Origin of the sequence: Bartonella sp. HY406, from assembly GCF_025449315.1 — a bacterium.
In the GTDB taxonomy this organism is placed as follows: Bacteria; Pseudomonadota; Alphaproteobacteria; order Rhizobiales; family Rhizobiaceae; genus HY038.
Genome location: NZ_CP104893.1, coordinates 865,533 through 879,888 on the forward strand (window position 1 = coordinate 865,533; position 14,356 = coordinate 879,888).

The 14,356-nt window shown below is 40.7% G+C and carries 14 protein-coding genes; 11 read left to right on the forward strand and 3 right to left on the reverse strand.

The window, feature by feature from the left end:
* The first annotated feature begins 437 nt into the window (after window positions 1-437).
* Genes pqqB through pqqE form a run of 4 tightly spaced genes read left to right on the forward strand, consistent with a single transcriptional unit; the run spans window position 438 to window position 3,539 of the window.
* On the forward strand, window positions 438-1,370 hold the full coding sequence (pqqB, locus tag N6B01_RS03610) for a pyrroloquinoline quinone biosynthesis protein PqqB (RefSeq protein WP_262079963.1): 933 nt from the start codon (window positions 438-440) through the stop codon (window positions 1,368-1,370).
* Window positions 1,367-2,131: a pyrroloquinoline-quinone synthase PqqC gene (gene pqqC / locus N6B01_RS03615; protein WP_262079964.1), complete on the forward strand. Its 765-nt coding sequence runs from the start codon at window positions 1,367-1,369 to the stop codon at window positions 2,129-2,131. Before pqqB ends, pqqC begins: the two co-directional genes overlap by 4 nt.
* An 8-nt stretch (window positions 2,132-2,139) precedes the next feature.
* Entirely contained in the window at window positions 2,140-2,451 is a 312-nt protein-coding gene (pqqD, locus tag N6B01_RS03620; protein ID WP_262079966.1) for a pyrroloquinoline quinone biosynthesis peptide chaperone PqqD, read from the forward strand.
* Complete coding sequence (gene pqqE, locus N6B01_RS03625; RefSeq protein WP_410007252.1) at window positions 2,439-3,539, forward strand: pyrroloquinoline quinone biosynthesis protein PqqE; 1,101 nt, start codon at window positions 2,439-2,441, stop codon at window positions 3,537-3,539. The genes pqqD and pqqE overlap by 13 nt, the downstream gene beginning before the upstream one ends.
* A 33-nt stretch (window positions 3,540-3,572) precedes the next feature.
* Here the strand turns inward: pqqE and N6B01_RS03630 are convergent, their stop codons facing one another.
* Together N6B01_RS03630 and N6B01_RS03635 are read right to left on the reverse strand one after the other, a co-directional pair.
* Window positions 3,573-4,178, reverse strand: a complete 606-nt coding sequence (locus tag N6B01_RS03630; RefSeq protein ID WP_262079968.1) for a UbiX family flavin prenyltransferase — start codon at window positions 4,176-4,178, stop codon at window positions 3,573-3,575.
* Window positions 4,175-5,641, reverse strand: a complete 1,467-nt coding sequence (locus tag N6B01_RS03635) for a UbiD family decarboxylase (RefSeq protein WP_262079969.1) — start codon at window positions 5,639-5,641, stop codon at window positions 4,175-4,177. Before N6B01_RS03635 ends, N6B01_RS03630 begins: the two co-directional genes overlap by 4 nt.
* Window positions 5,642-5,895: 254 nt before the next feature.
* Between N6B01_RS03635 and N6B01_RS03640 the strand changes: the two genes are divergently transcribed.
* The 4 genes from N6B01_RS03640 (at window position 5,896) to N6B01_RS03655 (ending at window position 9,532) form a co-directional block, all read left to right on the forward strand.
* Window positions 5,896-6,402: a ubiquinone anaerobic biosynthesis accessory factor UbiT gene (locus tag N6B01_RS03640; RefSeq protein ID WP_262079970.1), complete on the forward strand. Its 507-nt coding sequence runs from the start codon at window positions 5,896-5,898 to the stop codon at window positions 6,400-6,402.
* Entirely contained in the window at window positions 6,393-7,370 is a 978-nt protein-coding gene (locus N6B01_RS03645; protein ID WP_262079971.1) for a ubiquinone anaerobic biosynthesis protein UbiU, read from the forward strand. Before N6B01_RS03640 ends, N6B01_RS03645 begins: the two co-directional genes overlap by 10 nt.
* Window positions 7,371-8,294 carry a ubiquinone anaerobic biosynthesis protein UbiV gene (locus N6B01_RS03650; RefSeq protein WP_410007224.1) on the forward strand — a complete coding sequence of 308 codons (924 nt, stop codon included), beginning with the start codon at window positions 7,371-7,373 and terminating at the stop codon, window positions 8,292-8,294.
* A 62-nt stretch (window positions 8,295-8,356) separates the two neighbouring features.
* Window positions 8,357-9,532 carry an NnrS family protein gene (locus N6B01_RS03655; RefSeq protein WP_262079972.1) on the forward strand — a complete coding sequence of 392 codons (1,176 nt, stop codon included), beginning with the start codon at window positions 8,357-8,359 and terminating at the stop codon, window positions 9,530-9,532.
* Between the two features lie 79 nt (window positions 9,533-9,611).
* Here the strand turns inward: N6B01_RS03655 and N6B01_RS03660 are convergent, their stop codons facing one another.
* Entirely contained in the window at window positions 9,612-11,990 is a 2,379-nt protein-coding gene (locus N6B01_RS03660; RefSeq protein WP_262079974.1) for a membrane-bound PQQ-dependent dehydrogenase, glucose/quinate/shikimate family, read from the reverse strand.
* 436 nt (window positions 11,991-12,426) lie between these two features.
* Between N6B01_RS03660 and N6B01_RS03665 the strand changes: the two genes are divergently transcribed.
* From N6B01_RS03665 to N6B01_RS03675, 3 genes are read left to right on the forward strand one after another with little or no spacing between them, the layout of a single operon-like run.
* A complete protein-coding gene (locus tag N6B01_RS03665) occupies window positions 12,427-12,795 on the forward strand; it encodes a DUF805 domain-containing protein (protein ID WP_262079975.1) in 369 nt (122 codons plus the stop codon).
* A 60-nt stretch (window positions 12,796-12,855) separates the two neighbouring features.
* Window positions 12,856-13,395, forward strand: coding sequence for an SMI1/KNR4 family protein (locus tag N6B01_RS03670; RefSeq protein WP_262079976.1), 540 nt, complete (start codon window positions 12,856-12,858; stop codon window positions 13,393-13,395).
* A 15-nt stretch (window positions 13,396-13,410) separates the two neighbouring features.
* Window positions 13,411-13,932 (forward strand): DUF805 domain-containing protein, encoded by a 522-nt coding sequence (locus N6B01_RS03675; RefSeq protein ID WP_262079977.1) that lies wholly within the window; start codon window positions 13,411-13,413, stop codon window positions 13,930-13,932.
* The last annotated feature ends 424 nt before the right edge of the window (window positions 13,933-14,356 follow it).

Genomic DNA, 14,356 nt, shown 5'->3' on the forward strand with positions numbered 1-14,356 from the left:
CTTATCAAGGCAACAAAATCTGATTTATTGTATGATTTTATAATTTGTATTGTTAAAAAATAGCGCCTTTTTATAACTCTTTAAAACTAATAGTAAAATTAAGTTGAAACGAGATATTTTTAATGACGCAATAATAAAAAACTGTCATATTCCTTGCGAATGGCAGATGCCGCGATTTGCGGCATTCATGCTGATGATCAATATTTTCCACCAGAAAAGGAGATTTTTATGAAAAAAGCATGGGCAAAGCCAACTATGTGCCAAGTTGCAGCCGGTATGGAAATTTCGCGTTATTTACCTGCACAGGTAGCAACAAAGCGCTAATTGCTTTGTATTTTATAGTGATATGGATGTTGGCGCTTTCTCTTAAATTTTGTGGACGCGCCAACATTTTTTTTAATAGTTTATACGTTATTTATGTTTAATTGGATTTTTTAATGTTTTTTAAAATTATTGGCTCGGCTGCTGGCGGTGGTTTTCCGCAATGGAATTGTAATTATCCATTAAGCCGCAATGCCCGCACAAAAAATGCCAATTATTTGCCGCGTACTCAATCAAGCCTTATCGCTTCTAGTGATCAAAAGCGGTGGGTGCTTTTTAATGCTTCCCCAGATTTGCGCCAACAAGTTAATCAAACACCAGAATTACATCCCCATGCTAATGGTGAATTACGCAATTCGCCTATTGCTGCGGTTGTTTTAACCAATGCCGATGTTGACCATATTGCTGGCTTGTTGACCTTACGCGAACGCCAGCCCTTTGTGCTTTATGCGACAAAACGGGTTATGACTGTTTTAAACGAAAACCCGATCTTTAATGTGCTGGATCGTGATATTGTACAGAGGAAAGTTTTACCCAATAGTGGTCTAGTTACGTTGCATGATTGTGAGGGAAAATCCCTTAACATAGAAATTGAAATATTTTCGGTTCCTGGAAAAGTAGCACTGTTTATGGAAGACCCAATGCAGCTCAATTTTGGCTCGCAAGAGGGTGATACGGTTGCTTTGAAAATCTATGAGAAGAACAGTGATAACAGTCTTTTATATATTCCAGGGGCGGCAAGTGTCACCAATCTTATGAAGATGAAGGCTGGTAAAGCTGATATTTTACTGTTTGATGGCACGCTTTATCAAGATGATGAAATGGTAAAGGCAGGGCTTGGGCCTAAAACAGGTGCAAGAATGGGGCATATTTCTATGAGTGGTGAATTGGGCTCTATCGCTGTGTGGCAGGATGTTGCAATAAAGCGCAAAATTTTTGTTCATATTAATAATAGTAATCCGGTGCTAGATGCATCATCGCCCGAGCGTGCTTTGGTAGAAAAGGCCGGTTGGGAAATTGCTTTTGACGGAATGGAGTTAGCCCTATGACTGATTATCATGATATTGCACAAAACGGCCTTAGCGAGAGTGAATTAGAAGCGGTTTTACGCCAAATTGGCCATGAGCGTTATCACATTAATCACCCACATCACCATTATATGATGGCGGGAAATATGTCTAAACTTGAATTGCAAGCTTGGGCCTTAAACCGCTATTGCTATCAGGCAGCCATTCCGCGCAAAGATGCAGCTATTTTAATGCGTTCTAATGATCCTGAGTTTCGTGCCGAATGGCGTAGTCGCATTGAAGATCACGATGGTACGAATGGTAAAGATGGTGGCATATCACGCTGGTTAAAATTAGCAACTGGTCTTGGTCTTGACGAAGAGGTGGTTAAAAGCCAAAGGCAGGCTTTAGCTGCCACGAAATTTGCCGTTGGTGCATATATTGAGTTTTGCCGTGATAAAACCCTGCTTGAAGCGGTAGCGTCTTCCTTAACCGAGCTTTTCTCGCCATTGATTATATCAGAGCGCGTTCCTGGCATGCTCGCCAAATATTCTTTCATCAGTGAAGAAACCTTGGCCTATTTTAAGCCGCGTTTGACACAAGCGCCAAAAGATTCTGATTTTGCTTTAGCCTATGTAAAAAAGCATGCCAATACGCCAGAAAAACAGCAGCAAGTAATTGACGCATTGTTATTTAAAACTGATATCCTATGGGCGATGTTAGATGCATTACAGCATGCCTATGGTGAAAAAGGCCATATTCCGCCCGGTGCTTTTACAGGTGTGTTTACTGGGGAACTTTAGGCATATAAATGTTACATGTTCTGGCGGAAGTTAAAAAGTCAAGGCAAGTTGTAAATGCAATGAGTAAGCCGCAATTAATGGCACATGTTCGCATGCGCTATGATCCTGTAAGGGAGGCGCTGGCCTTGTTGTCACCAGAAAAAATCCTTTGGCCTGATGAAATTGCTTTAGAAATTTTAAATCTGTGCAATGGTAAAAATACCGTGTCTGACATTACAACCAAATTGGCAAATCAATATGAAGCGCCATTGGATGAAGTAATAGCCGATGTCATGGAATTTTTACAAAGCTGGTCGGATCAGTTATTATTGAAATTATGAATCAGACAATTTTACCACCGATCAGCATGTTGGCGGAGTTGACCTATCGTTGTCCGCTACAATGCCCTTATTGTTCCAACCCTTTAGAACTGATGAAAGCTGATCGTGAATGCGATACAGCGCGCTGGACTGCGTTATTTAATGAAGCAGCCGATATGGGGTTATTACAAGTGCATCTTTCTGGTGGTGAGCCAACCTTGCGGAAGGACTTGCCGCAATTGGTGGCAGCACTTAAAGCTCGCGATATTTATAGCAATTTGATAACTGCTGGGGTGGGCGGTGCAGAAAAACAATTGCCAGCCTTAGTTGAAGCTGGGCTTGACCATGTTCAGCTTTCGGTACAAGGCACAGATAGCGCCACAACCGAACTCATCGGCCATTTAAAAGGTGGTTTTGAGCAGAAAATGAAAACGGCACAAAAAGTGCGCGAATTGCAATTGCCTTTAACTATCAATGCGCCCATTCATCGCCATAATATTGATCAATTAGATGATTATGTAAAACTTGCTTTAAGACTTGGTGCGGAACGGCTGGAAATTGCCAATGTACAATATTCCGGTTGGGCGCTGCTTAACCGCGGTGCTTTAATGCCAAAACGCGAAGATTTTGAACGACAAATGGATATGGTCGCTCATTTACGTGAGGCTTTGCGCGGAATTTTAAATATAGATTATGTCATTCCCGATTATTTTGCCGATTATCCCAAGCCCTGCATGGGCGGTTGGGCACGAGATGCTTTTGTGGCAACGCCTGATTGCACTATTTTGCCTTGCCATGCGGCAATGACGATTAAAACCTTGCAATTTGATCGATTTGGCGAAAAATCATTAAACGATATTTGGCTTCATTCATCCGCTTTTAATGCTTATCGCGGCGATGATTGGATGAGCGAGCCTTGCCGTTCTTGTGAACGTAAAGAGTTGGATTATGGTGGCTGTCGTTGCCAAGCCCTTGCCCTTGCCGGTAATGCTAATGAGGTTGATCCGGCCTGTATTCGCTCGCCTTTACATCAACAAATGGTAGAATTGGGGCTAAAAGCATCGCAAAGCAATGACGCATTACAATATCGCCGCATTGGTGTTTTTTAGCCAAAATAGCTGCGCATGGTGATGGTTTAAATCTTATTCATCAAACCATTCTTTTGCCTTTGCGCTGATCGATATGTTGGTAAGACTTATTGCGCGAAGGGCAAGATCATTAACAATATCATCAATGGTTTGTGGCTTGTGATAAAAAGCCGGTACTGGCGGCATGATAATTCCACCCATTTCAGTCACTTGCACCATATTGCGCAAATGCCCAAGATGAAGCGGAGTTTCGCGTGCCAATAAGATAAGCCGCCGCCGTTCTTTTAAATGAACATCTGCCGCCCGTATAATGAGATTATCCGCAAGACCATTGGCGATAGCTGCTAGGCTGTGCATAGAGCAGGGCGCAATGATCATTGCGGCAGTTTTAAATGAGCCGCTAGCGATGCTTGCCCCAATATTGTGGTAATCATGAAAAATTATATTGCTCATAAAATTGGTTTGTAATTGCTTATATTTTTGCAAATTTTCTTTTGAAACTTCGGTTTCTATTGTTCTTTGTGCAGATGGAGAAATAACGACGTGTAAATCAATATGCTTTTCGGCATGAAGATAATCAATAATTTTTAAACCAATAGCGGCACCTGATGCACCAGTGATGGCAACGACAATGCGGATGTTTTGAGGTTCATTCATCATAGACCAAGATCTTTCCAATAGGCATCAACTTTTGACTTTACCTCATCGGGCACTTTTAAAACTTTGCCCCATTCACGGGTGGTTTCGCCTTTAACCTTATTGGTGGCATCTAAGGCCATTTTGCCGCCAAGCCCTTCCATTGGTGAAGCAAAGTCCAAATAATCAATCGGCATATTATCTAAAATAGTGGTGTCACGGCTTGGATCAAATCGGGTGGATAAAGCCCAAATTACATCATTCCAATTGCGAATATCAATATCAGGATCAACGGCAATCATTAGCTTGGTGTAATTAAATTGCGGCAACATGCCCCAAAGCCCAAGCATTACACGTTTGGCTTGGCCTGCATAACGCTTATCAATGGCAACAATAATCGCGCGATAGGAGCAGGCTTCTGGTGGTAACCAAATATCGGTAATTTCAGGAAATTGCTTTTTAACTAATGGAACGAATAATTGGTTGAGGGCTTCACCTATGCGCGAGGGTTCATCGGGCGGTCTGCCTGTATAGGTGGAAAGGTAAATGGGGCTTTCGCGCATGGTAATGGCGGTAATTTCCATAATAGGAAAAGGTTCAACTGCGTTATAGTAACCTGTATGATCGCCATAAGGCCCTTCATTTGCGGTATTCTTATGCGATACATAACCTTCAATAATAATCTCAGCTTGCGCTGGTACCATTAAGGGTACAGTTTTAGCTTGCACAAGATCCGTTGGGCTTTTGCGTAAAAGTCCAGAAAATGCAACCTCACTCATGGTTTCAGGTAAGGGCATGACCGCAGATAAAATAAGCGCAGGGTCAGCGCCAATGATAATGGCAACCGGCATATCGCGTTGTTGCTTTTGCCATTTGTGATGGTGCTTGGCGCCGCCGCGATGCGCAAGCCAACGCATGATAAGATGGCTATTGTCGAGTTTTTGTAGGCGATAAACTCCAAGATTAACATCATTGCGATTATCAGGATCAACAGTCATTACCAAAGGCCAAGTTACCAAAGGAGCGGGTTCATCTGGCCAGCAGGTCTGAATTGGCAAAACTCCCAAATCAATATCATCACCAGTTAATATAATTTCTTGGCAGGGAGCACTTCGCTTGGTTTTGGTGCGCATGGAAAGGACAGAACGCGCCATTGGCAATTTTTTCCAAAGATCGGAAAGTGAGGAAATACCACTTGGTTCGCGCAAATCCGATAGGCTTTGACCAAGATCAGGTAGGGATTTTTCTTCAATGCCAAGGCCTAGTGCCACGCGCTCTACCGTGCCAAATAGGTTGGTGAGTACTGGGATTTTTGAAATGACACCATGTTCATTTATTGGTTTTTCAAACAATAGAGTAGGGCCATGCTTTTCCAAAACACGTTTATGGATTTCGGTCATTTCATGTCGAATTGAAACTGGACGCTTGATGCGTTTTAACAAATTGCGCGACTCAAGAAGCTTTATAAAGGCGTTTAAGTCATGCATGGGCTTTTTCCTGATGGGGCAAAATCAGCTGCATAAACATAAATGGCACCAATATAGGCATTAGAAAAATAATTCGCTTAAGTTGCTGCTTTAGAAAAACTTTTATATTTGAAACGGTTTTCATCAAAAAAAATCCACTTCTTGCACTGGCGCTTGATATATATTCATGGTATCTGCGACATAATGACGCAATTTTGTGCGACACTATGTCGCGAAGCGCCACATGTCAAATGATTTGCGAAAAGAGGTTTGCTATGCAGCTTGCACCACCACTTAAAAATGCCATTTCACATCTGCCATTACCGCTTTTAAGCCTGCCAGCGCGTTTAGCTTTTTCGCAAATTTTGCTTGTCCACCCCAAATTATTTGATCGCCTTGGCGAACATGCCAGCAAAAATTTTGCTTTCATTTTAACCGATATGCCTTTGGTGTTTGTGGTCAACCCGCAACAAAAATCGATTAAACTTTTCAAAGACCGCAAAGATATTAAGGTCGACGCTGAAGTTGAGGGGCCGCTTGGCCTGTTGCTTGCTTTGGCCGAAGGGCGGCTTGATGCTGACGCGTTGTTTTTTTCGCGCGATGTAATGATTACTGGCGATATGGAAGCAATGCTTGCTTTGCGTAATGCCCTTGATGACAATGAAATAGATTTACCTCATGATTTGTCACTATTAAGTGGCCCATTGGCCCCAATCACCGAAAAAGTGGCTAAGCATTTACGCCGCCATTTATTAAAAGAGGAGCCAAAGCAATGGAATTAATATGTCCTGCAGGTACGCCATCTGCCTTTATTGAAGCGGTTGATGCAGGTGCCGATTGCGTTTATTGTGGCTTTCGCGATGAGACCAATGCCCGCAATTTTCCCGGTTTAAATTTTTCTCGTGAAGAATTATCTGATGCAATTGCTTATGCACGTAAGAAAAATGTTCAAACATTTGTGGCGTTAAACACTTTTATGCGTGCTGGCAGCGAAGACATTTGGTTTAGCGGCGTTGATGATGCAGTAGAAATTGGTGCTGATGCATTGATATTAGCTGATATTGGCCTGCTTGATTATGCAACACGTAAGCATCCACAACAACGCCTCCATGTTTCGGTGCAGGCTTCCGCCTCCAATGTTGATGCCATTGCTTTTCTTGTTTCATCCTTTAACGCTAAGCGTGTTGTTTTGCCACGCACCTTGACAATTAGCGATATTGCCAAACTTGCCAAGCAAATTGATTGCGAAATTGAAGTTTTTGCCTTTGGCGGTCTTTGCGTGATGGCGGAGGGACGTTGTTCATTGTCATCTTACGCCACAGGAAAATCACCTAATATGAATGGTGTTTGTTCACCTGCAAGTCATGTGCGTTATGAGCGAGATGGTGATGCAATGCTATCTATTTTAGGGGACTACACAATAAACCGTTTTGAACGTGGCGAAGCTGCTGGCTACCCAACGCTTTGCAAAGGGCGTTTTGCCATCGCTAATGAACCAGGCTATGCCTTTGAAGACCCGATTTCGTTAGATGTGATGGATCATCTTGACGCTTTGCGCGATGCTGGCGTCAGTGCGTTAAAAATTGAAGGACGCCAACGCGGCAAAGCCTATGTGGCGCAAGTCGTTGCTACATTAAAAGCAGCATTGCAAACCGATAGCGATAGTCGTGGTCAATATTTATCAAAATTACGCGCATTAAGTGAGGGGCAACAAACTACCTCAGGTGCTTATGAAAAACGGTGGAGATGAATGATGGAAAATAGACAAATATCATTATCCATGGGGCCAGTTTATTATTTATGGGATGCTGATAAATGGTGCGATTTTTATTATCGTATCGCCGATGAAGCGCCAATCACTTCGGTGAGTATTGGCGAAAGCATTTGTTCTAAACGTTTGCATTTTACTGATAAGCTTATTGATAAAGTCGCTGATAGGCTTCAAAGAGCCGGAAAAAAAGTGATTTACAGCACCCTTGCTATGGTAACGCTTGAACGTGAACGCAAAGACGTTAAAAAAGTGCTTGCTCGTAATGATTGTGAATTTGAAGTCAATGACCTTGGAACAGTTAATTTATTAAACGATCATCAGCATATTATTAGCCCATTGCTTAATGTTTATAATGCACCCGCTGCTCGTTTTTTAGCAAGCCGCGGAGCAAAACGCATTTGTTTGCCGCCAGAATTGCCCTTTCAATCGATAAAAACGATTGTTGAAAAAACCAAAGATGTCACTGATATTGAAGTTTTTGCTTTTGGCCGGCTTCCTTTGGCTATCTCTGCGCGTTGCGCCCACGCCCGCTCGAAAGGTCATATTAAGGACAATTGTCAATTTGTCTGCGGTGAAGATCCCAATGGATTGCCAATCCGCACCCTTGATGGCAAAGATTTTTTAAGCCTTAATGGTATTCAAACCATGTCGCATAATTGCCAAGCCTTAACTTATGAAATGCAATCGCTTATTGATATCGGCGTTCATCATTTTCGCTTGTCGCCACAAGATTGTGATATGGTTGCAATCGCGCAATTGTTTAATGATCTCATTGCTGGACAATTATCGGCTGAGGAAGCAACACAAAAAATTGCAGATCACTGTGGTGATATGCCTTTGGCTAACGGCTTTATTCATGGTTTGGAAGGTGCGCGATTTGTTGAGCGCACTATTGCATTATAACAATATTAGTTAAGATTTAAAGATCAAAACTGGTTATCAGCATAGCTATTGAAGCGGTGCTGATGGCTTTATGGCAAATCTTTTGGGATGAAGGTTTTATGAAAAAATCCTTTGCCTACCAGCCTTTTTTTACCTTTGGCGCACTTTGGGGAGCGTTGCATTTTCTGTTCTGGCTACCATTTCTTGGCGGTGAAGTGGATTTAACTGGCAGTTATACTCCTTTTTTTTGGCATGCCCATGAAATGCTTTTTGGATTTGGCGCCGCTATTCTAGCTGGTTTTTTGCTAACGGTTGTTCCCAATTGGACGGGTGAATTGCCTTTTTCGCCAAGGCTTGTAAGGTTGCTATTTACCCTTTGGTTGCTAGGGCGCGTTGCTATGATTTTGGCAAGTGTTTTACCTGCATTTTTGGTCAGTCTATTAGATAGTATATTTTTACCAAGCGTTGCTATGTGCTTAACAATTCCAGTTATTAAAGCAAAAAAGTGGCGAGATTTCAAAGTCCTTATTGGGCTATTTATAATTATGATTGCCAATATTACCTTTCATTATCAAATAATAAAAAATGGTGATGTTCTCGTTTTTTGCAAGCTTGCTGTGGCAGCTTTTACGGTGTTGATTATTATTGTTGGTGGTCGCATGATCCCTGCTTATATGCGTCTTGCATTTCAAGGCTGCGGCAGGGGCGAGGGGCCGCCCAAACATGGTTTAATCGATAGTGCCTCCATTTTTGTAAGCGTAATAGCTCTAGGGCTTTGGGTCAGTGATTATTGCTTTTTAGCGCAATTTTATTTTGGTTTGGCTGCTGCTATGCTTAATATTATACGCTTCGTGCGGTGGCAAATTTTAAGACCACCTTACCCAATTTTAGTCTTCTTATTAGTGCTTGGTTACGCATTTATAATCATTGCATTTTTGTCTATAACATTGGCGGGATTTGCAATTTTACCATCACTCTTTCCAATTCACATTATCACTATAGGCGCTATGGCAATATCGATGCTAGCGGTGATGATACGCCTTTGCTTGCGATACCAGTTTAAAAAAGCATCAGTCAATCGACTGGTTTTTGCGCCATTTATTTTGCTTACCTTTGCGGTTTTTTTGCGCGCTTTGGCTGATATTCATAGCGAGCAAGCAATGACGCTTTTTTATGCTTCAGCTATTTTGTTTTCAATTGTTTTCGTGGCGTATCTTTTTCCCAAAAAACTGCTTTCATATAAAGATAGACGGTTTTAAGATGTAGTCAGAATAAATTTTGTATGTTCGAAAAAAGGCCGCGTTAGCGGCCTTTCATTGTTAAGTATTTGCTATAAACTTAGTCTTTTAGCTTATAGGCAATGACATAATCGCCGCGTTTGGCATTTTGGCGAGCGCCACCAGCAGTAATAACAATATATTGCTTACCAGTTTTAGGCGAAACATAAGTCATTGGTCCGCCTTGGCTACCAACTGGCAAACGATCTTTCCATACTTCTTTACCAGTACGGCTATCAAAGGCACGTAAATAGAAATCTTGTGTGCCGGCAAAGAAAACAAGACCAGATTGGGTTGATAATGATGGCCCAAGGGTCGGCATACCAATTGGTACGGGAACACCAAGCGCCATATTCATTGGACCGGTGTCTTGCACTGTGCCAACTGGAACTTGCCAAATGATTTTGCGGGTTTTCAAGTCAACGGCAGACATTGTACCAAATGGTGGCTTTTGGCATGGAACACCTAAGGGTGACAAGAAGCGCATGCGCATTGCACCGAACGGTGTGCCGTCCATTGGCACAATACCCATTTCAATGCCTGAAGCATTGGCTGGAATGTCTTTACGCTCAACAAGGTAATTGGCAAGTCCTAGGCGCATGTCATTGATAAACACATAGCCAAGGGTTGGATCATAAGAAACTGAACCCCAATTCATGCCGCCCAAAGAGCCTGGCATTTGCAAGGATAAATCAAGACCAGGTGGTGTGAATACACCTTCATGACGCAAAGATTTAAATTTGATCCGGCAAAGTACCTTATCAAATGGGGTGGCACCCCACATATCTGCTTCGGTTAGTGTATCATTACCAAAAGCCGGCATGCCGACTGAATAGGGCTGTGTTGGCGAATAGCGTTCACCCTTAACCACGCCTTGTGGTACAGGCTTTTCTTCAACCTTTGAAATTGGCTCGCCAGTCTCACGGTTAAGTAAGAAAATCATGCCTTGCTTGGTTACTTGAAATAGGGCAGGGACAATATTGCCCTTATCATCAGGTGCATCAAGCAATACGGGCTGGGCTGGCGTATCAAAATCCCAAATGTCGTGATGCACAAATTGATAATGCCAACGCACTTTACCGGTTTTTACGTCAAGTGCTACAACTGAAGATGAGTATTTATCATCAAGCTCATTACGATATCCTGCCCAAAAGTCAGGAGTTGAATTGCCGGTTGGCAAATAAACAAGGCCAAGCTTTGGATCATAAGACATTGCTGCCCACACATTTGGCGTACCGCGTGTATAGGTTTGACCTTCTGGTGGCACTGTAGTGATTTCAGGATTACCTGGATCCCAAGCCCAAACAAGCTTGCCATTATGTACAGAATAAGCACGAACAACCCCTGGTGGTTCGTCAGTTGAGAAGTTATCAGCAACGCGGCCACCAACAATAACAAGATCGCCGGCTAGAAGTGGGGTTGATGTTTGCTGATAATAGCCAGGCTTTACCTCGCCCATGCCAATTTTTAAATCAACAATACCTTTGTCGCCAAATGGTTCGCAGGCTTTACCTGTGTCGGCATTAATGCCGATAAGACGCGCGTCACCAGTTGGTAAAAATAGGCGGCGTAAACATTTATCGCCATTTTCATCTGCTGCCACTATATTGGCATCGGTTTCTTCAAAATAGGCAAGACCACGGCACCGTTGCCATGTCGGCGCGGAACCTTTGGGGTCAAACGTCCATTTTTCTTTACCTGTATCAATGTCAAAAGCTAAAACCTTACCATAAGGTGTGCAAACATAAAGGTTTTCACCAATTTGTAATGGTGTGTTCTGGTCTTCTGCGCCAGCACCGGTGCTTATGGCAATGTCACCAGTATGGGCTGTCCATGCAACTTCTAAACGGTTAACATTTTCCGGAGTGATTTGGTCAAGCGCAGCAAAGCGGCTACCATAATCATCATTACCCCAATGTTTCCAATCCTTTTGCTGGTTTTCTGCTGTAACAGGTACAGGGGCAGGCGCAACTTGGGTATTATAAATAACATTTTTAGGGCTGAAAGATGCATAAATTGTTGCACTTAGGCCAAGAAGCGTTAGCAAGGCAAAGAAATAAGAACCTTTACTTGCAACACGACCCTGCGCGCGCATGAGCGGGCGATAGGCCAGCAATACAAGAAATAAAGCAACACCAAGCGGGAATAGGTCTGGAAAATTCTGCCAATAATTAAGGCCTGATTCTAAATAAGACCAGATGGCGGTTGCAATAAAGATAAGGACAAATATCCAAACGCTAAGGGGGCGAAGCTTTATCATTAATAGCCCGCTTACTAAAAGCGCAATGCCAAGAGCAAGATAATAACCAGTGGTGCTTCCTAAAAAAAGGAGGTAGCTACCGGCTATGGTGAAGTAAATACCAGCCAACAATACCAGAATACTGAGACAATAAATCAGTATTCTGGGTAATGTGCCCAGTGTTTTATAATTATGAAGCATTAAAATCTCACCGTTAAAATTTTAAGGGATTGGACCAATATGAGGTCATCTATCTAAAATAAAGTGTCAATTAATTCAAAACACATATATTTGTGTTGATGATTTTTATGGTAAAGGATTTACAAGCTTAAAGGAAATATATTATTTTGTTTTTATGTGTAACACACAGAAAATATTGAATTTTATTATTATTCTATTCTGTAATAAATCTAAATTATAGTGCATGAACAATGTCATTATTAGAATGGAAATAAGGTAACTATGAATGAATCCCTTTGCTGCAATTAAAACGGTCTTGGTTACAAAGCTTTTTAATTATTCTGGTCGTGCGTCGCGTGCAGAATTTTGGTGGTATATCCTGTTTGTTTTACTCATTGTTTGGCTATATAAAAAAATCGAGTGATCTATGTTCTCTTCACCAATTAGGGGGGAGCCATTGGCGCGCGCAGATTGGTTAAAACCAGAGCTTAGCCTTAACGATCTTAGCGGTTTTATTTTAGGAGTGATGTTAATAACCCCCTTTGTGTCGGTAACGGTGCGGCGTTTACATGATAGAAATATGACTGGTTGGTGGGTTTTATTATTTGTTGCTGTTTATTTACGCCTTAACATTCTTTTTTTTTCTGCATTTCTGCCTTCTTTATATTTACCAGAAGATCACTGGATTTCTGCAGTGAATGTTATAATGTTTTCTATTAGTGCTTACTTATTATTTAATACTTTAACTAAAAATGGGACAAAAGGACCTAATCGGTTTGGATCTGATCCTGCGCCGGTTAAAATAGATACCGAAGTATTTTCTTGAAAATAAATATAAATTTAAAATGAATATATTCGATAAAAATATAAGTAACAGGATCATAAAATGAAAATTGAAAAATTTTACGGTGTCAGATTAAAGCAATGTGGTGTTCCTGTTGATGATAGTGATATTTTTAACGAAATAAATTGCACATTTAATGGATCAGATTTGTTTTATGAATTTTATAAAACTTATAACGGAGGATATGCAAATAAGCAGACTATTTACGTAGATTTTCCGATAACTTTAAGGTATTTTTTTTATGTTAAAAAACCTTTTGATAAATTACACTTCACTATTCAAACAAAAACAAATTTTTTTAAGAGTGATGCTATAGGTCAACAGTTTTTAGTAAATGCCATTATTATTTCTCAAGATAGTGGAGGAAATCCAATTTACATTGATTCAAATACAGGACAGGTATTTTATACTCCAACAGATGTTGGTGAGGACATTGAAGATTTTGAAAAATATTTTTTGGCTAAAAATTTTGGTAAATTTTTAAAAAAACTTGATTACCAATCCAACTTCGCGATTAAAGAGGGGCTGCCAAATATCGACTATTATAAAAAATATGAAAACTGGTGGGATGAGTTGCCTTAAAAAAGGGGGAGGCTAATGGGGTTTTGGCAAGCGGTGAGGACAGCAATTTTTAAAAAATATCTAAAATTTTCTGGGCGTGCATCACGGTCTGAATTTTGGTGGTTCATGTTGTTTTATGTACTATGCTATATTTTTATTTTTGCCCTACAATGCTTAGCTTCAGGGTTGGAATTCGCTCATAGCAATTTCATTGGTTTAGGTTGGTTTATAGTAAATAATGTATTTTTGCTTGTGTTATTTTTCCCCCGTATTGGAATAACTGTACGGCGTTTGCACGATCTTAATTTTTCTGGTTGGTGGAGCCTTATATTAGTTGGACTAGCTATAACCATATGGATGCGGTTTTTGACCGAGCTATTCACTCCAGATTTTTTAGATTTGTATAGAGTAACCGATTTTATAAATATCTATAAAGTTGCTTTTAGTATATTGACCTTTATTCTGCTTATTGTTTTAATTAAAAAAGGGGACAGTGGTCCTAATAAATATGGAGAAAATCCTGTTCGCGTAAAGGTCGATCTAAGTGTATTCTCATGATAATGATAGAAAATGTAGGATTAATATATTTATATATGTGAATAAATAAGTTTTTTCTATGGATATAGGCTGTTTTACGATAATAAATGCGCTATGGAATAAGTGTTTTAGTTATAATATTTGGTGATAATGTCAATAGTATAGAATTAATATTATTTAATCCAATTGGCTTTCTATAAATAGCTGTCATTTAAATGTAAGGGATATAAATGGGGGGGAGCAATAAAGGCGGTGTTGTTTGAAAGATATGCCAATTTTTCTAGCCGCTCATATTTATCATAATTTTGGTGGTGATATTATTTTATAATATTGTTTCATTTGTTTTTATCACATTGAAGAAATTTTGCTACTTGTAAATACAAGTGCTGCGGGTCTTATTTTTCTTATTGTTTTGTTTGGCATACTTATTTTGAAGGGGACCAAA